This window comes from Nocardia sp. NPDC057668, from assembly GCF_042799795.1.
Classification (GTDB): Bacteria; Actinomycetota; Actinomycetes; order Mycobacteriales; family Mycobacteriaceae; genus Nocardia.
In genome coordinates this window covers 394,588-413,075 of the sequence record NZ_JBHVIC010000008.1, presented here as the reverse complement: position 1 = coordinate 413,075, position 18,488 = coordinate 394,588, and the positions used below count along the sequence as shown (strand labels likewise).

8 protein-coding genes are annotated in these 18,488 nt (G+C 66.4%); 5 read left to right on the top strand and 3 right to left on the bottom strand.

The window, feature by feature from the left end; genetic code table 11:
• Window position 1: 1 nt before the first annotated feature.
• A complete protein-coding gene (locus ACFVBH_RS37930; protein WP_379009644.1) occupies window positions 2–2,893 on the bottom strand; it encodes a helicase-related protein in 2,892 nt (963 codons plus the stop codon).
• Between the two features lie 128 nt (window positions 2,894–3,021).
• Window positions 3,022–3,405, bottom strand: coding sequence for a DUF732 domain-containing protein (locus tag ACFVBH_RS37925; RefSeq protein ID WP_379009640.1), 384 nt, complete (start codon window positions 3,403–3,405; stop codon window positions 3,022–3,024).
• Between the two features lie 369 nt (window positions 3,406–3,774).
• On the opposite strand from ACFVBH_RS37925, the gene ACFVBH_RS37920 reads away from it, so the two are divergent.
• From ACFVBH_RS37920 to ACFVBH_RS37905, 4 genes are all read left to right on the top strand, one after another.
• Complete coding sequence (locus ACFVBH_RS37920; RefSeq protein WP_379009634.1) at window positions 3,775–4,074, top strand: trypco2 family protein; 300 nt, start codon at window positions 3,775–3,777, stop codon at window positions 4,072–4,074.
• Window positions 4,075–4,089: 15 nt separating this feature from the next.
• Window positions 4,090–5,733 (top strand): trypsin-like peptidase domain-containing protein, encoded by a 1,644-nt coding sequence (locus tag ACFVBH_RS37915; RefSeq protein ID WP_379009629.1) that lies wholly within the window; start codon window positions 4,090–4,092, stop codon window positions 5,731–5,733.
• A 137-nt stretch (window positions 5,734–5,870) separates the two neighbouring features.
• Window positions 5,871–6,599 (top strand): hypothetical protein, encoded by a 729-nt coding sequence (locus ACFVBH_RS37910; protein ID WP_379009624.1) that lies wholly within the window; start codon window positions 5,871–5,873, stop codon window positions 6,597–6,599.
• A 196-nt stretch (window positions 6,600–6,795) separates the two neighbouring features.
• Window positions 6,796–10,533 carry an AAA domain-containing protein gene (locus ACFVBH_RS37905; protein WP_379009619.1) on the top strand — a complete coding sequence of 1,246 codons (3,738 nt, stop codon included), beginning with the start codon at window positions 6,796–6,798 and terminating at the stop codon, window positions 10,531–10,533.
• An 88-nt stretch (window positions 10,534–10,621) separates the two neighbouring features.
• On the opposite strand, the gene ACFVBH_RS37900 is transcribed toward ACFVBH_RS37905, so the two are convergent.
• A complete protein-coding gene (locus ACFVBH_RS37900; protein WP_379009614.1) occupies window positions 10,622–11,524 on the bottom strand; it encodes a restriction endonuclease in 903 nt (300 codons plus the stop codon).
• Window positions 11,525–11,777: 253 nt separating this feature from the next.
• On the opposite strand from ACFVBH_RS37900, the gene ACFVBH_RS37895 reads away from it, so the two are divergent.
• Window positions 11,778–18,440 (top strand): DUF3320 domain-containing protein, encoded by a 6,663-nt coding sequence (locus ACFVBH_RS37895; RefSeq protein WP_379009607.1) that lies wholly within the window; start codon window positions 11,778–11,780, stop codon window positions 18,438–18,440.
• The last annotated feature ends 48 nt before the right edge of the window (window positions 18,441–18,488 follow it).

Sequence of the window (18,488 nt, the reverse complement as noted above, 5' to 3'; positions counted from 1 at the left end):
GTTACTGATCCTTCTCGGGAACGATCACGAGCAACGGGCGCACCAGCTGCTGGGTGGGGGCGAGGGATTCGGCCAGGCGCTGCTCCTCGGCGATGCGCCGGGAGAGCTTGTCCACCTTGGACTTCTGGCTGCCGAACAGTTCGAGCTGTTCCGCGCCCGAGTGCCAGCGGTCGGCGCGCGCTCGCCAGCGGTCCAGGCGCTCGTTCGCCGAGACCTTCTGCTGATCCAGCACCAGGTTCATCGCCTCGCTGGCCTGGTGGACCGCGGTGGGGATCAATGCCTGGAACCGTTCCGGGTCCGGCACCGCGCCGGGATTGGCCGTGCCAGGCTTCAAACCTGTTTCGGTGGTGAGGAATTCGAGATCCTCGTGCGTTTCCACCAGGCAGAAGGAGGGGTTCGCCGAGTTCGGGAAGGTCGCGGTCGAGAACACCCGCGAGACCAGTTGCCCGCGGCGGTTCATCAGGGTGCCCATGAGCAGCACCGTCGGCGCGTCGACCGCGCCGCGAATGAGGAAGATCTGATTGCGGCCCAGCGCGCTCAACGCCCGGTCGCTCGCCCAGTCCAGGACGGGATGCTGCGGGCCGAGGAAGTGGGCCTCGGGCCAGGTCGTCTCGTTGACGCCCCGGCCCTGGCGGGCCGCCTGGAGCTGCGCGTCACCTACCGCCTTGGTAGTGGCCAGCATGAGCCGCTTGTCCACGCCCTGTTGCACATAGGACTGCGGCAGCTGGGCGAGCCGCTGGCGCAGATCGCGGGGCGGAATCAGTTCGGCGATACCGTGATTGGGGTGGATCTGCCAGCCGATGCCGCCCTTCCCGTGCTGGCCCGGGGGTGCGTGCGGGGCGTCGTGGAAGGCCGCGCGCAGGGCTTCGTCGAGAAAGCTGATGTCGTCCGGGTAGAGGCTGTGGCGCGGCTCCTCCGGCAGCTCGGCCACCGGGTCCTGGTCGTCGGTGTCGAACTGGGCGAAGAAGGCGTCCAGGTCGTCGCCGCCCAGGACGTCGTCGATGGCGCGCACTTCTTCCTCGAGCTGCGACTTACCGCTGAGGACCTTCAGGATCGCCGACTCCTCCTCGGTCACACTGTGTTTGCCCATGAGCGAGGCGACATCGCCGAGCGTGCCGTGTGCCTGGTTCTCGCGCTCGAGCAGGCGGGACAGCACCCGCAGATCGCCGGAGAACCGCGCATCGGACGGTTGCAGGATCAGCGAGGAGATGACGGGCGGGAACTTCTGCCCGTAGCGGTCGACGCGGCCGTTGCGCTGTTCGATGCGGATGAGCGACCAGGGGATGTCGTAGTGAATCAGGTTGTGGCACTGCGAGTGCAGGTTCACGCCCTCGGAGGCGACGTCGCCGGTGACCAGAACGCGAATCGGCGAGGTCGCCAGCTTGAAACTGTCGACGATCGTCTGCTGGTCCTGGTCGGAGAGTCCGCCGTGCAGCATGACGACGTTCTCGGGCTTCAGTCCGAGCGCGCCCGGCAGCAGTTCAACGAGCCATTTGAGGGTGGCGATGCGCTCGCCGAACACCACCGCGCGGGTGGCCGACTTCGGGCCGACGCCGATCTCGCGCAACCGGTGTACGAGCGCGGCCTGCTTGCCGGCCGATTCGCTGAATGCCTTGTCGTTCAACTCTTCCAGGGCCTCGAGCGCGGACAGTTCGGTGTGCTGCTCGGGGGTGTGTGGTCCGCCGTTCTCCCGCAGCCTGCCGCGGCGCTGGGAGATCGACTCCGCGAGGGCGGCGGGGGAGGACAGGAACGCCTTGGCCAGGGTCCATGGGAACAGCGCCTTGGTCTCGCCCGAATAGGGGGAGCGCCCGGACTCCGGATGCAGCCAGACCTGCGAGAGTTCGCGCGCCACAGCGTCTTCGGCCGGCGACGGGGTCACGAGGGTGTGGACCGGCTCGGCTCGCTCGGCCCAGTCGCTGCCCACCTCCGCGGCCACCTCGGAGTGGTGGCGATGCCGCCTGATCAGCAGCGTGGACACGTCCTCTTTCGTGAACGAGCCATCGGCGGCGACGGCGGTGGGGTCCAGCAACCGCAGCAGCTCGGCGAAGGACTCCTCCTTGCCGTTGTGCGGGGTCGCGGACGCAAGGATCAGCGCCTCGGTGTTCGGGGCGAGCACGCGCGCCAATTCGTTGTTCTGCGTACCGACATTGGTGAGGTTGTGCGATTCGTCGATCACCACCGCGTCCCAGGTGTGGCGCTCGAGATGCGCCTTGTAGCGCGGGCTCTTCAGGGTGTCGATCGAGATGATCGCGCGCTTGTAGTAGGTGAACGGGTTGCGCGTGGCGGGCAGCTTCTGGCGCACCTTCTGGATGCCCGCCGAGTCCAGGCGCACGAACGGCAGCGCGAACCGGCACCAGAGCTCGTGCTGCATCTGTTCGAGCACGTGCTTGGGGGTGACGATGAGGATGCGCTCGCCGCGCCCGCGCCGCACGAGCTCGGACAGGATCATCCCGATTTCCAGGGTCTTGCCGAGCCCGACGGCGTCCGCCAGCAAGATGCGCGGCCGAATGTGCTGCGGGTCAAGTGCTTTCGCGACCGCGGCGCGCTGGTAGCCGAGCGGGTCGGCCAGGATGCGGGTCGATACCGTCAGCGTCTGATCGCCGTACGGGAAAGGCGTCTTGCGCAGCAGGGATTCCAGCCACAGCCGCGACAGCCGGTAGCCCGAGGAGCCGTCGGCGACTACCTCGGCCCGCGCCGGATCGAGTACCACGATGTCGTCGAGGCTCGAATAGAACTTCGCGGTGGTGTCCGCGACCAACTCCGACAGTCCGCGTACGTGGAGCAACCAGCCGTCCGAGCCGTACTCGGCCGAAGTGACCAGCCACTCCTCGTCGCGAACCACGACTATCGAGCCGGGTGCGACATTGAGGTCGCGCTCATCGACAACGGTCATGTGCTGGTGCTCCCTGTACGTGGACGTTTTCCGGTCCAAACTTAGTACCGGCGTCGCTCGGGTTCGTGTTTCCGCTGGTGTTGGCACGATCTGTCAGCGGTGGTCACCGGGCTGACGCGGGCGGTCGGTCAGTCGCTGTGTCGGGGGCAGTAGGCGTCGATGGCGGCGTCCAGGGAGATGTACGGGTACTGCACCGTGCCGCGCGAACGCTCGGCCAGGGTGATGTGGTTACGGGCGGTGTTGCCGTTCGCGTCGAGGTAGCGGCACTGGGCCTGGGCGAGCTGAATCACGGTGTCCTGCTTGGCACAGCTCTTGTCGTCCTGGTGGGACTCGCGCAGGTACTGGCGGTCGGCGGAGGTGCGCGGCCCGCAGCCGCCGCTGCCGGACGAGCCGCTGCCGGAATCGGACGAGCCGCCGGAACCGGTGTTCGGGGCGGCGAAGGCGGCCGGTGCGGCGGCGGTGAGAGCGGCGGCGGTGGCTGCGGTGGCGATGATGGTGGAGAGGGTGCGCATGGGTGGTCCTTGGTGGTTGGGCGTGTTTGTGAACCGCGGGCCGATGTGGTCGGGCGCGGTGAAATGCGTTGAGTGATAGAACTTTCCCGGAGGCGGTCGTCAGCGATCAGCGAGCCCCGGAGGCAATGTCAAAAGTAGAACATGTTGAAAACATTGGCAATACGTTTTAGGGAATCTCTTGATTGCCGCCCGGGCCGCACGCGACACCGGCTGATGGCGGGGACCGCACGGCCTCGATCGGGCGCACTCGAACGTGATCGGTGGCGAGACGACCGTCTATCGGCAAGGTGGAGTCAGTAGTGTTGCAGGAGAACTGAATTCGTACGACACTGCAGAGCGCTTGCCAATCATTCCGCTCCGGAGGTACACATGATCGAACTCGCCGACTTCATCCAGGACCTCCGGAAGGAGCTCAGTCAGGCGATCGCGACCGGCTCGGGTCAGGATTTGAGGTTCGAGCTCGGGCCCATCGAGCTGGAGACGTCGGTGGCGGTCACCCGGGAAGCCGGAGGAGGCGGCAAGATTCGATTCTTGGTTGTCGACGCGGATGCGCAAGGCAAACTCGGTGATGCCAAGACGCAGACGGTGCGCCTGACTCTGAACCCGGTGTTGAACTCGACCGGGGCCAGTCCCTACGTGTCGGGTGGCGAGGCCCCCGGCGAGCGCTGACGGTAGATGTTCTCGGTGCGGACGGGAGGACTCGATGCCGACCGGGTAGCCCAGATCGTCAACAAGGCACGGGGGTCGGGGTATCGGATCACGACCGACCATGTCCTGACCGCGGATCACGTCGTTGCCGAACTGGAGCGAACGCTGGTCCGGTTCTGTCCCGATCAGCCGGGGGAGTGGGAAGCGGAGGGGGTGGTGATCTGGCGTAATCGTCGAATCGACGTCGCCATCCTCCGGCTGGACCTGACGGGACGGGAATCGGAGATATTGCCACCGGTCCGGTTCGGTCGGCTGCCTGAGCTGGATGTTCATCTGGAATGCAGTCTCATGGGTTATCCCCGGTTCAAGCTGCGGGAGTATCCGCGGGTCCCGGGCGCGGACAACGCCGCCTACCGGGACTCCGCACATGTACGCGGGCGCACGACCCCGTGGTCCAATCGGCGAGAGGGCACCCTCGCCGTGGTCGGGCTTCCCGAGCCGGCCGAGTCCCCGACTCGTCCCGATGGCTCACGCCCCTCCCCATGGGAAGGGATCTCCGGATCTGCGCTCTGGTCGGATGGTCTGCTGATCGGTGTAGTTCAATCACACCATCGCACTGACGGTTTGGGGCAACTGGCCGCCAGCCGTGTGGATCAGTGGCATGTGAGACTGGCCACGGACGACGCGACCGAACTGTGCAAGATCCTGGATTTGCGGTGCTTGGACGAGTTGCCGACGGTCGCCGCGCCGCGCCCCGATCACAGCCGCCTACCCGCCGAGCCAGGTCGATTGGGGGAGATGATCCTGGAATACAGGTTGGACGCCTCGATCACCAGCCTGTGCTTCGGGCCGGACCGAAGCCTGTTCGCGGCGACAAACAAGGGGCCGATTCGGCAATGGCACAGCGACACCGGTGTCGAGCTGGGTTCGGCGCTCCCGCGAACCTGGATCGGTACGCACGACGGTGTCCGTGTGGCGGCCACGGAGGAGGTCGGTTTACCGGTGCTCTACCGCTCCGGGAATTCGGTAGTGGTGGAGGAGGGGAACGGATTCCGCGAGATCGTCCGATTATTGCCTCTCGGGTTCCTCGATCGCCAGAGCAATGGCCGTTACATAATCACCAACTTGATGTGGCATTACGAGGTGCACACCGCAACGGGGCAATTCGTCGCCGGCTTCGACAACGCGGTGGCGATCGCGCTGTCCGGAGATGGCACTACACTGGCGGTGGCCAGCGGTATCTTGCGCGGCGGCAAAACGATTCGGGTGTATCAGCTGCCGGATTTGTCCGTGCGCGCGGTGGTCGAACCTGACCAGGCGGTGTGGCGCTCGATACAAATCGCGCTGTCGTACGACGGCAGCCGTCTGGGCTATGTCACCGCGCGCGCAGCGGGAGTCATCGACGTAGAGAGTGGAAATCCGATCATGCCGCGCGCCGGCGGCGGCGATCTTCTGACCCAAACCTTCCCCGCCGCCATGGGTTTGATTTGTACTCCTGGCAGCCGTCTATTGTGGCTGGGCAACGGAAAAGTGTGGCAACTGCGCGGCAATCGTAGAGACGATCGGCCCGTCCTGCCCCGCAGCTCCGGGTACGTTCGGATCGCCATCAATCGGGACGGCACCCGGATCGCGGCGAGCGATCGTGATGGCTGGGTCCGAGTGTGGGAATGGATCGACTAGCGCCGGCGGCCTCGGCCGCTACATCTCCTCGCATCACGATGTCGGGTGGCAGTTCGGTCGCCACAGCGGAGGCTGCGTGAGAAGCTTTCTCTCGCAGCGCATGTGATGCGGTGCGGATGATCAGGATGGGGAGTCACGTGGTAGCGGAGACAGGGCCCGCCGCGGCCGAGGGCGAGGAACAGGCCGGTCGTGACAGTGCGGGGTTGATGAAGCTCTTCGACAAGTCGCTTCTCGCTGCCGACAACCTCGTCGCCGTCCGGGTCGACAGGATTCGGGAGCGGCATCCCAAGGCCACCAACGAACAGCTCGTGAAGAAGCTGGAGACGAGCTTTCTCTCCGGCGTCGTCGCCTCGGGAGCCGCGACCGGTGGCGTCGCCGCCGTACCCGGCGCCGGGACCGTCGCCGCCCTCGCGACGGTGGGTGCGGACACCTCGTGGTTCCTGACCGCTTCGATCGCCCACGTGCTGTCGGTGCTGCGGGTGCACGGAATTCACCTGACCGATCTCGAACATCAGAAGGCGGTGGTGCTGACCGTTCTCGCGGGCGGCAGCGGATCCACCTTCGTCGGCAAGGCGGCGGGCAGGACGGGTGCGCATCTGGGAAGTCTGCTCACCAAGTCGGTTCCCAACTCGACCATTCAAGCCGTCAACAAGGTCCTGGGCAGGCACTTCGTCACCAAGATGGGAACCAAGTCCGGGGTTCTGGTGATCGGTAAGGCCGCCCCGTTCGGGATCGGGATGGCGATCGGCGCGGGTGGCAATCTGGTGATGGCCAAGGGGGTCATCAAGACCACGCGTATCGCCGTCGAGACGGCGATAGCGGAACTCGGTCCCGACTGTTCATTCATCACCGTCGTCACGGAGTGACGACGAGAAGATTGCCGCGGCACCGAGGCGGTAGCCGTACCGCACATGACCTTCCGCATGGCCTGCGCCGGGTGGAGCGCCGTGTCGTGTGCCGTTGGGTAGGGCCCCTTCTCTGGCCTTCATGCGCTGAATTGCTCTGAACCGCAATATTATTGCGTACAATGGTGTGTTCTCGCACTGGGGAGAGGATGCGGTGATGGGGGACTCCGACGACCGGGCCCGGATTCTGCGGTACTGGCGTGCGGTCGAGTACTTCAGCCCGGCGCGGGTGGATTCGGTGGATCACACCAAGGGGGTGCGCAGGGTTGAACGAGGGCGGCCGCTGCCGTGGGACATCCGGGCGAAACCACACGAGAAGCTGAAGAAGAACCATGTGTGGCGGCACACGGTGTACCTGGGCGTCTATGAGCTGCGCAGGATGCGGGAGGTGCTCGACGCTGTCCTGCGCTCCCCGGAAGAAGAGACGGACTTCGACGCTCGCGCCGGCGGCCAGTCGGCGATCTTGAGTTTGACGGTCAGCGAGTCCGGGCTCCTGGTTCGGGACTCGGTCAGCCTGTCCTCCTGCGCGTGGGCGATCGGGCGGACGGTGGATCCGGGGCCGGGCAGCGATCAATGGCTGGTGGGGCTCGACACGGCGCAGCGGGCGATCATGGCGGTGGCGGTCGGTATCGGTGACGGAGTTGTGCGGGTCGTCGAACCGGCGAACGAGTCGCCGTCGGCACTGGACCGGATCGTGGGCGCCGCGGCCCGGATCGGATCCGAAATTTCGCTGGGAGCGCTGGAATCCGCGCTCGAGGGCGCGCTGACACCGGTGGTAGGTTCGCTGGTCGCTCAACTGCTGGCGGGGATCGGTGTGAAGGCGACACGTGATGCCGCGCCGGGTGCGGCCGACGCCGATCTCGATGCCGAGACGCGAGACGAACCCCCGGTGCTGGGTACCAAACCCCTGGGAGCCGAGGATCTGGTGGCTCTGACGGAGTGGCTAATCGATGCCCTCGGGGTGCGAGAAGCACTGTGCCCAGCGGTGATTCGAGTGAAGAGCCGCCAGGTTCATCGTGACCACGCCGATGACGCCAGTGGTGACGAGTTCCTCAACAGCTTCTACGCCGATGATCTGTCGGCCATCGCGACGGCAGCCGAGGCCGGTGACATCGGATCGGCGCTGGCTGGATACCTGAAGGCGGACGCGGCGATCGACGTCGGCGACCGGGTCGACGTTCGCGCCGCTCCGCGTGCAGTACTGCGCGCGCTCGGCCCGACGGCGATGCCGCCGGGCCGCTGGCCCGCGGATCCTGGCAAGCCGCTGACGCTCAGCCAGCAGTTCGCGGTCAACGAGATCCATCGCACGCTGGGCGATTCAGGTGCGCGCGGACTCTTCGCGGTGAACGGGCCGCCCGGAACCGGTAAGACGACGCTGCTGCGGGACCTGATCGCCGGCATCGTGGTCGAAAGGGCGACCCGGCTGGCCGAGCTGGAGCACCCGCGAAAGGCTTTCGAAGACAAGGCTCGAACGTGGCGGACCGGGGATACCGGTGGCTATTCACGAACCCTCACGCCGCTGATCGCTGATCTGTGCGGCTTCGAGATGGTTGTGGCGTCGTCGAACAACGGTGCGGTGGAGAACATCACGCTCGAAGTTCCCTCGATCGACGCGATCGACGCCGAGGCCTTTCCCGAGGCCGAATACCTGTCCGCGCAGGCGAGTTTGCTGACCGGTGCGCCCGCCTGGGCGGGGATCGCGGCCCGTTTGGGACGGCGGAGTTTCCGGTCCGATTTCGTCAGCCGACTGTGGTGGGGCGATACCGATTCCGGCGAACCCAGTGAGGACGGTCTCAAGGACCTCCTCCAGGGATTCGCCGAATACGCGGCTGCCGGTGAGCAGCTCGAGGGCCTCCTCACCTGGGAGGAGGCAGTTGCCGAATTCGACGCGGCGCGTGCCGAGGTGGGACGGCTCGCACAAGAACGCCAGCGAATCGCCGATCTACTCGCCCGTCGTGAACAACCGGATCCGGACCTTGTGCGGCTGCGGCGGCAGATCAGCGATCGGCATGAACTCGGACAGCAGATGGCACGGCACCGTGCGAGTGTGCTAGCCCTGGCCGAGGCGGGCGCCCGGGAACACGCGCGGACACTGCGGGATCTGGCAGCGGCGCAGGATCGGCTCGGCGAGGCCGTCACCCACATCGAAAGGGCAGGGCGATGGGTGACCGCCGCGGAGCACGACCTTCGCGTATACGACCGGACCAGGCCGGGTTTCTTCAAGCGGCTGTTCAGCCGGGGATCGGACACCGAGTGGGAAGCGGAGCGGTCGCCACTGCTGGCAAAGCGTCGGGAAGCAGATGAGGCACTGCTGGCCGCCGACCGGTTCTGGTCCGGCTGCCGTGCCGCCGTGCACGAGTGTCAGCGGGCGGTCGACGAGGCTGTTCAAGCACTGCGTACCGCGCATGCGAAGTTGGCGGCGGTCGACCGTGATCTCCGGGAGGCGACCCTCGCGCTCAGCCGAGACGACAACGCCGTTCGTGCTCGCGAAGCGGTTCTGCGCCGGGAGGACGAGGAGCTGGCCGCCGCACGAGAACGGTGGACTCGCATGGTGCCCGGGCCGGAGTGGGACGCCGATCCCGGGGAACGGGCCGCCATGGAGCTCCGGGAGAAGTCTTCGCCGTGGATGGACGAGGAATTCGCCGCTGCCCGCAGCAGACTCTTTCTCGCTGCCTTGGAGCTGCACTACGCGGTGCTGACATCCGAGCCGAAACTGTTGCGCAATAGTCTTTTCGGTGTCATGGATGTAGTTCGGGGTGACGCTCCGTCCGGGCTGCCCGCCGAGACCGTGCGCGCGGCATGGCAACTGCTGTTCTTCGTCGTGCCGGTGATATCGACGACCTTCGCGTCGTTGGCGCGCATGTTCGGCAATCTGGGCCGGGAATCGCTCGGGTGGCTCTTCATCGATGAAGCCGGGCAGGCCGCTCCCCAGGAAGCGGTCGGCGCGTTGTGGCGAACCCAGCGGGCGGTCGTGGTCGGCGACCCGCGCCAGCTCGAACCCGTGGTGGCGCTGCCGTGGTCGGGTCAGCAACGATTGTGCCGGCAATTCGGGGTCGACCCGCGATGGGCGCCCACCGGTTCCTCGGTGCAGTCGATCGCCGACCGGCTCAACACCTTCGGTACCTGGCTGCCTGATCCACAGGGCCTCGGTCAGCTGTGGGTCGGTTCACCGTTGCGTGTGCATCGGCGGTGCGACCGGCTGATGTTCGAGGTCAGCAATGACATCGCTTACGACGGGCTTATGGTGTACGGCGTATCGCCACGTCATGACTTCGCCCTGCTGAACACGAACACGTGGTTGGATGTGCCCGCGCAAATGTCGGGCGAGAAGTGGAACCCCGCCGAAGGACAGTACGTCCTGGCGACGCTCAACCTCGTGCGCGGGCGGATCCGGGAGATCATGGACCAGGAACTCGCCGACTCGTTCTCGGAGGAGCCGGACTGGGCCGAATCGGACCAGAGTCGAGCCGCCGAACTGAGTAGGCGAGTGGCGGAGGCGGTGTTCATCGTCAGCCCGTTCCGGGACGTGGTCTACGGCCTGCAGAGCGCGCTCGGTTCGCGTCTCCCGCCGAAACCGAAGCGGGTCGGCACCGTGCACACCACCCAGGGAAAAGAGGCCGACATCGTCATCCTGGTGCTGGGCACCGCCACCGCCCAGGGCGGATCCAGGGATTGGGCGGCCCAGACTCCGAATCTGCTCAACGTGGCGGTCACCAGGGCCAAACAACGTCTGGTTGTTGTCGGCGACTATCGAAACTGGTCGGGGCGCAGGCATTTTCGGTCGCTCGCCCAACGCGGTGTCAAAACCGGCGACGGTCTGCTCAAGATTGTCGATGCGGCCGAGTGGTCCGTGCGCAATGCGAGCGGGGTCGATTGGAAGAGATACGACGGTTGAGAGTGCAGTTCCGTGATGGTCGAGCCTCTGGAGACGCTTGTCGGTTCCCTCCAAAGTCTGGTTTCGGGCAACGGCGATCCTGATGATGCTAGCCGGTCAGGCCAAATTCGTCCGCGAGCCCAGGCCATTTCCGCAGTAAGGCTTCTAATTCGCTGCCGGAAAAGAGGTCGATCATGGGGCGTTTTCCCGATCGGTTGTGATCATCGACCCATCTGACCGCATCCTGGGTGAAGGTACCGCTAGTTGCGAAGATCAGGCGGCGTACGGGTTCACCTTCCCAGAGGGGGAGCTTCGCATGCACCAGATCGGCTATTTCGGACGCGTTCACGCCGCGTTTGGTCCAATGTTTGGCTTGAACTATCGTTCGCTCGTACTGCTCTGGGAGGATGGCGTCTTCGATTCGACGGTATGCTTGAATGTCTCGTCCCGAGTCAGCTGCGTTCAATCGCATCGGGCGCGAGATGTTCACGTATGACGTTGATGATTCCAGTAGGCGCATTAGCAGGCGCTCGAATCCCTCTGCGTCGAGTCGGTCCCAGTGAACTATCGAATCCCTCGCTGATCCCACTTCAGCTGAAGGTGCAGCAGGAGCGCAAGCGTAGGACGGATTCATCCACGAATCTGGCATCCTAGCCGGTGGATCGAGACCGGGGGTTGCAAGAAACCCAACCGACTCCCAGGGAGAGCTCACGTGCTGGTTTTTCTGTCGCTGGCGGTGACGGCGAATGATCAAGCGAACCCAGGCGGGAACAATTCCGAATGCTGTAGAGAAAAACATGGCTGCAAGTAGGCCGTCTAGCCAAGGCGGAATCTCTCTATTCGGGCTGTCTGAGGTGGAAATCGCGAAATAGGCCAACATGGCTTGAGCAAGCGTCCACCAAAACAGCCAGTCGGCGTATATCGGCCCGTCGAACAGTCTGAGAACCCGGTTCCGGCGCCTCGGAATCGGAGGTGGCACTTCAGGTGGCACGCCGTGGACAACATTGCCCATGAAGCAACGGTAGCTGGCCGCCACGGCTTTGTGAATATCTGGGATGTCGCAGTTGTGATGTCGTCGTTGTCGCGTTCTCGGGTGAGTTGTCAGGAAGTCTTGTGTGCATCATTGCGGAGATGGTCTTTGCGTGTGCGTAACGCGATGAGAGCCTCGCCCGAGCCGACCGCTGTCCATGAACTGACAACGAGACTGTGTTCTGTAACAATAACTTTCGAGCGATTGGCGTGAGAGACGAGAGCGGGCAACAGGATTGGGATCTGTAAGCGGTGGGGGAGCGGCCCTTGACCGGGACGCGCTGGCGGGGGTTCTCGAGAAATGGCGGGAACTGCTGATCGACCTCAGTGCCCGGAACAAGTTGCTGAACTTCAAGCACACCGCCGCAGCCACGTTGGAGCTCGAGCACCCGTCGATCGATGAGCTGCTGGGCGGGCTCGGGCGGGGGATGGGGTTCGTGGCACTGCCCGAGGGCGAGCCCGGTGCGGACGCCGGCGCGCGACGGGCCCTCGCGGCCCGGAATCCGCGGGCGATTCTCACCCAGAAGACGACGGGACCGGCGTTGAACCGTGCCTTGAAGATGTTGCGTACCAAGGCGACCCAGGCGTTCAACGACTACGGCATGTGGACGTTGCAGATCGGTGTGGGAATGCTGACCTGGCGGGACGAACAGAGCGCCGGTGACCTGCACGCACCACTCGTCCTCGTGCCCGCGCTGATCGAAGTGACAGACAAGGGCGAGTACCGGCTGCGGATCAACTCCGATGACGAGCCCAGGCACAATCCCGCGTTGAGCGTGAAGCTCGAGCGGCTGCAGGTGAATTGGGCCGAGGTCGTGGCGACGGACCCGATGGACGTGTCCGCCGTCCTGGCCGCCGCCAGGAGAGCGGTCGGCCGCCGTCCGGGGTGGTCGGTCTCGGAACGAAAGGTGCTGGCGCAGTTCGCATCGCACAAGGAAGCGATGTATCAGGACCTGCTGGACAATCGGGACGCGATGGTGCGGAGCGATCTGGTGCGTGCCGTCGCGCTGGGGCCGTACGCGAACCTGGCCCCGGATCACTTCGACTTCGACGCCCTGGACCTGGACCGTATCGACGAGCTCAGCCCGCCCGAGCAGACGCCGCTGGTGCTCGACGCCGACGCGTCCCAGCACCAAGCGGTCGCGGCGGCCGTGGCGGGGCGATCCTTCGTGCTGGACGGGCCGCCGGGAACCGGTAAGAGCCAGACGATCACGAACATGATCGCGGGACTGCTGCATGCCGGGCGGACGGTGCTGTTCGTATCCGAGAAGGCCGCGGCGTTGGATGTGGTGCTGGATCGGTTGCGCGCCACCGGGCTCGATTCGTACGCGCTCGCGCTGCACAGTCACAACACCAGCCGTAAGGCGGTGGCGTACGAGCTCGGCGAGGCGCTTGTCAAAGAACCTTCCGCGCCCGAGCTCGCGGCCGAGGAGCTGTCGCAGTCGCGTGCGCGGCGCACGGCACTCAACGAGTACAGCGCCGCCATGAACGAGGTGCGCGCACCGCTGGGTGCGAGTCTGCACGATGTGATCGGCATGGTCGGGCGGTTGTCGTCACTGCCCTTCACCGGCGATCTGCTGTCCGCCGCTGGGGTGTCGAAGTCGAGCGCCGCCAACAGCTTCCGGCCGGATGAGCTGACCTCGGCGCAGGTGCGTTCGATCGTGGACGCGGCCGAGACGACAGCCACCGTATGGCCGGCCATGGTCGATCCGACGTATGTGTGGCGGGAACTGCGTCCCGACGTGCGCAATCCGCGACTCGTCGTCGAACGCGCACGGGGCGTACTCGGCGACTTGCTCGGCACGGCAGCCGAGTATCGAGAACTCACGGGCGGCAGACCCGCCGCGGACGACACCGCGCTGGAGCGGCTGGCGCAGCTGCTCGCGTTGGTGCGAACGCGTCCGATGACGCCCGAATCATGGTTGACCAGCACGGATTTCGCCGACATCGGCAAGCGCGTCGCGGGGTTCGAGCGGCGTTTGCGGGAGGTTGGCCGCCTACGGGACGTCGCACGTACCGCCGGCGGAAAGCGTTTCGACGAGATGCCCGGCCATGTGTCGGCAACGGTACCGCTCACCGAACGGTCACTGGCGAAGCTGGTTCCGGCCGGTGCGAATCCCGCGGGGCGCACCGAGCCCGGGCTGCGCAAGCTGAGCGCGGAATTCGCCGAGGCCGCCGATCGGCTCGATGACCTGCACACTGCCGTCCTCGACGCCGGACGCGCGGTCGGGAAGCAGGCGCCGGCTACCGCGGACGACGTCCGTAATCTGTGTTCACTTCTGCGGCTGACGCTGGAGCCGCACCGGCCCCTCGGCACGTGGCTGGACCCCAAGGGAATCGACGCGGTGACGACGGCGGCGAGTCGATTGCTGGCGGACCGACTAGACGAATTCTGCGCCCGGCGTGACGAAGTGCGACTCGCCCGAGATCTGGCCGTGGAACTCACGGGGACCGGCTGGTCGGCGCTGTCGCCAGAACTGAGCGGCGAGGTTCCACCCTCGGAAACGGAACTCTGCAGCTTGTCACCCGCGGGACTCGACATCTCGGGGTGGAGCCGGGACCGGATCGGCGAGATCGGGGTTCGCCTGGATGTCCTGCACCGCACCGTGAGCGGAGCCGCCGATGCGGCCGCCGAGATCGCGACCGCGCTGGGGTGCGATGAGCCGAGTACCACCGAGCAAGCCGAGGACCTGATCACACTGGTCCGTTCGGCCGCGGTGGAACATCGCGCGCTCGCCGAGTGGTTCGAACCCGGGACGTTGCTCGTGGTTCGCGACCTCATCGACGAAATCGCCGACGCGACAGCCGCATTGGATGCGGCCGAGCGAGCGGCGGAAGCGGTGTTCCGTGCCGAATCGGTGACCGGTCCCGAGATACCGGCAGCGATCGCCACGCTGGAGGCGGGGCCGCGCGGACTCGGTGGCCTTTTCACGCAGCGGGTGCGGGCGGCGCGCCGGGCCGTCGGCTCCAGCACGGTATCGGGAACCTGGCGGCGTGATCTCTACGAGCAGCTGCCGCTGGCATCGACCTGGCATGCCGCACACGACCGTTTGCAGACATTGCTGGCTGCCAACGCCGATCTGCTCGGCCATTACGTACGCGACGGACGGCCGGATATCGGCGCGCTGTACGGGGCGCGTGCACAGGGCGAGTTGATCGGACGGCTTGCCCCGCGAACGCTCGCGGACCCACTGCGCAGAGCCCGGATCGCGGGAGTGCTCGCGGCGGGGCGCGAGGTACCGGCGGAGCTGCGGCGGCGCACGGTCGAATTGGCTGACGGCGTGGCCATTTGGCGCACCGAGGCGGGCAACCCGCCGTTGGCGGACCACGCCGGCGCACTGTTGAAGCAACCGCTCACCGACGTTGCTCTGTGGCTGTGGGCCCACCTGGAACCACTGCGCCTGGCACGTGACGTGCTGGACAGGGTCGGCCTCGAACGCGGGCTGTCAGGCTCCGCCGCAGCCGCGCAAACCCCGGCACAGGCGCGCACCGCGATCCACGCGGCGCATTCGGCGCAACGGCTCGATCGCGAGTTCGATGCCCAACGTGGCGACGACCGGCGCCTGCTCGGGCCTTGGTATCGCGGTGTCGACACCGAACTGGACGAATTGACGCGGACCAAGCAACCGATCGACCCGAGCTATCGCGCGACGGAATTGCTGCGCGGCGGCATGATCGCGCGGCGCAGACCTCGTCCGTACACCGAGTACGCCGCAGTGCTCGGCCGCTACGCCACCGATCTCGATACCGACGCGCTCTGGCGCGCGGTGGACACCGCGCGGACGGCGATCCGGCTCGCTCCCGAAGCAGCGCGCGCGAATTCCGCGCAGCACGAGCATCTCGCGGCCGTCGTGGCCGACGGCGGGCAGCCGCGCACCGACCTCGTCCGGGTCGCCACCGAGATCGAGGACGGTCTGCAGTACTGGGAACGGCGGGCGTCCGCCAAGGATTTCGCGGATTTCGGCGGTGACAACCTCGCGCGGCTGGCTCCGGGAGCGGCTGCCCGCTGGCTCCGCGCGCACCTCGAACCCTTCGAGGACGCCGCCGATATGGTGCGCGATTGCGCCGGAGTTCTCGGCGCCGACCGTACCGTGGGCAAGGTACGCAAGGCGATCGTCGCGGTGACGGCCGCCCGGCACGCACGATCGGCGTTCGAGGAGCAGGAGGCCGAATGGCGAGATCTGCTCGGTCCGCTCTACGCGGGGATCGACACCGATGCCGCCGCGCTGAAAACCGCGCTGGAGTGGGTGGACAGGGTCCGTCGCACGGTGCGGGGCGGAGGCGACCGGCCGCTCTCGGAGGCCGCGGCCACGCTGATGTGCACGAGCTCGCCGGATCAGCGAATCGCAGGGCTGCACCGGGATTGGAAGCGGTGTCGTGCTGAGCTGACCGACTGCTTCGAGCCCACCCGAGCCGTGGCCGTCCGGACCGAGCTGGAGGTCTCACTGACTCGTGCCGACGCATTGCTGACCGCGCTGTGCCAGGACGAACTCGGCCCGGACGCGGCGCAGATCTACGCGCGATCTCGGGCACTGATGGGCGAATTCGGGCTGGAAACACTGGCCTTCACGCTGGCGAAGCAGGGGGTCACCCCGGGCGATCTGCCCGCGACGGTCGAACGCATGGTGTGCAACGCCTGGGTGGAACACCACCTCGCCGCCGATCCCCGGCTGCGCCCGCATCGGGCAGCGGATCGAGATCGACTGGTGGCCGGCTTCCGGACCGGCGACGAGCAACTGGTGCGGTCGGCCCATGCCACGGTCATCGCCGCGTGCAACGAGCGGCGGCCGCGGCGCATCGGGACCGGCCCGGCCGGGATCCTGCGGCAGGAAGCGCAGAAGCGCGCCAAGCACATGCCGGTCCGGGTGCTGCTCGGGCAGACGCGGGAAGTGGTCCAGCGCATCAAGCCGTGTTTCATGATGAGTCCGCTCACCGTGAGCCAGTTCCTGCCCGCGGACTTCCGCTTCGATGTCGTCATCTTCGACGAAGCCTCGCAGGTGCTGCCGCAGGACGCGGTCAACTCGATCTACCGTGGTGACGCGCTGATCGTCGCGGGCGATCAGAAGCAGCTGCCGCCGACGTCGTTCTTCACCAGTATCGGCGGGGACGAGGACACCGAGTGGAGCGAGGACGACACCACCGTCGCCTACGGATCGGTCCTCGACATGTGCAAGGGGAGCGGTGTGCTCCCCAGTCTGGGACTGCGCTGGCATTACCGAAGCCGGCACGAACACCTCATCGCCTTCAGTAATCACGAGTTCTACGACGAGTCGATGACGACGTTCCCCGGCGTGCTCGAACGCGGACCCGATATCGGGGTCGAGTTCTTCCACGCGAAAGGCGTGTACGGGCGTGGGCGCCGTCGTGACAATCCGATCGAGGCGGACGTTGTCGCGCAACGGGTCATGCATCACGCGCAGACCCGTCCGCACCTCACACTCGGTGTCGTCGCACTGTCCAAACCGCAGGCCGACGCCATCGACGACGCGGTACAGCGGGCCCGCGCCGACCGCCCCGATCTCGATCACTTCTTCACCGAGGATCGGCTCGACGGCTTCTTCGTCAAGAACCTCGAGACGGTTCAGGGTGACGAACGCGACGTCATCGTGCTCTCGGTCGGCTACGGCCGCGACGAACAGGGCACGCTGCGATCGGTGTTCGGTCCGATCAATACTGCGGGTGGGTGGCGTCGGCTCAATGTCGCGGTGACCCGGGCCCGGCGGAGGATGGAGGTGGTCGCCTCCTTCCACGGAGCAGAGCTGCCGGACAGCGCGAATGTCAGTGTGCAGCACCTCAAGCGGTACCTGATGTTCGCCGAAACCGGACCGGCGCTGTTCGACCGCGCGGACACCCATTCCGACCAGGATGACGGCGGTCCGTTCGAGAAGGACGTCATCGACGTGCTGCGGGGGTGGGGATATTCGGTGCAGCCGCGGGTCGGGGTCGCGGCCTATCGCGTCGATCTGGCCGTACGGCATCCCCGCGCGTCCGGTGTCTTCGCGCTGGGGATCGAGTGCGACGGACGGATGTACCACTCGTCGCGCGCCGCACGGGATCGAGATCGACTGCGGCAGAATATACTTCGAGATCTCGGTTGGCGGCTACACCGGATCTGGGGTACCGACTGGCACAGCAATCGTGGTGAGGCTCTGACGCGGCTGCGCAGTGCGGTCGAGGCCGCCTGTGCGATCGATCCCAACCGTCGATCGGAGATTCGGCCGCCGGCGCCCGAGTCGCGGGCTGCGCCGCCGACACTCGAATCCGCGCCGGCCACGGTGGAGTACGTGCCGGTGCAGGCGGGCCCGCCCGAATGGGTGATCCCGTACCCGGCGGTGGACACGGCACTGCTGGCCGATCTCCGTCATCGCCGTGCCAAGGAACTGCGCATACTCGGTGTTGCGCTGCAGGAGCCCGCTGCCGCACCCCTCGTCGCGGAGATCGCGATGCGGGTTGTCACCGAAGAAGGACCCGTCGAGGAAGCGGTGATCATCGCGCGATTGCGTACATCCTGGGGTGTGCAGCGCGCCAGTCGGGTCGTTCAGGACGCCATACACAACGTCCTCGACTCGATGGTCCGGGAACGTCGGATCATTCGGCTGGCGACAAGTTACAACCTGCCGGGCCGCACGGTGACGGTGGTACGTGAGCCCGCGGGCGACTATGCGCGCAGGGTCGGTGAGGTGCCACCGCTCGAGCGATGGCTCGCGCTGCGGCACATCATCGCTGACGTGCCGGGCGCGTATACCGAGGAGGTGTTGCGCGAGGTTGCCGCGGTTTTCGGCTGGACCCGGCTGGGGGCCGACATTCGGTCCACATTGACCGATGACATAGCTCATCTGGTTCGGCACGATCACGTCGAGAAGAAGCCGGACGGGAGGTTGTTCACCACCGGCCGCTGAGCCGAATACTGTCGGCGCCGGGGCTGCTGAATCGAGGTCACTCCGGGC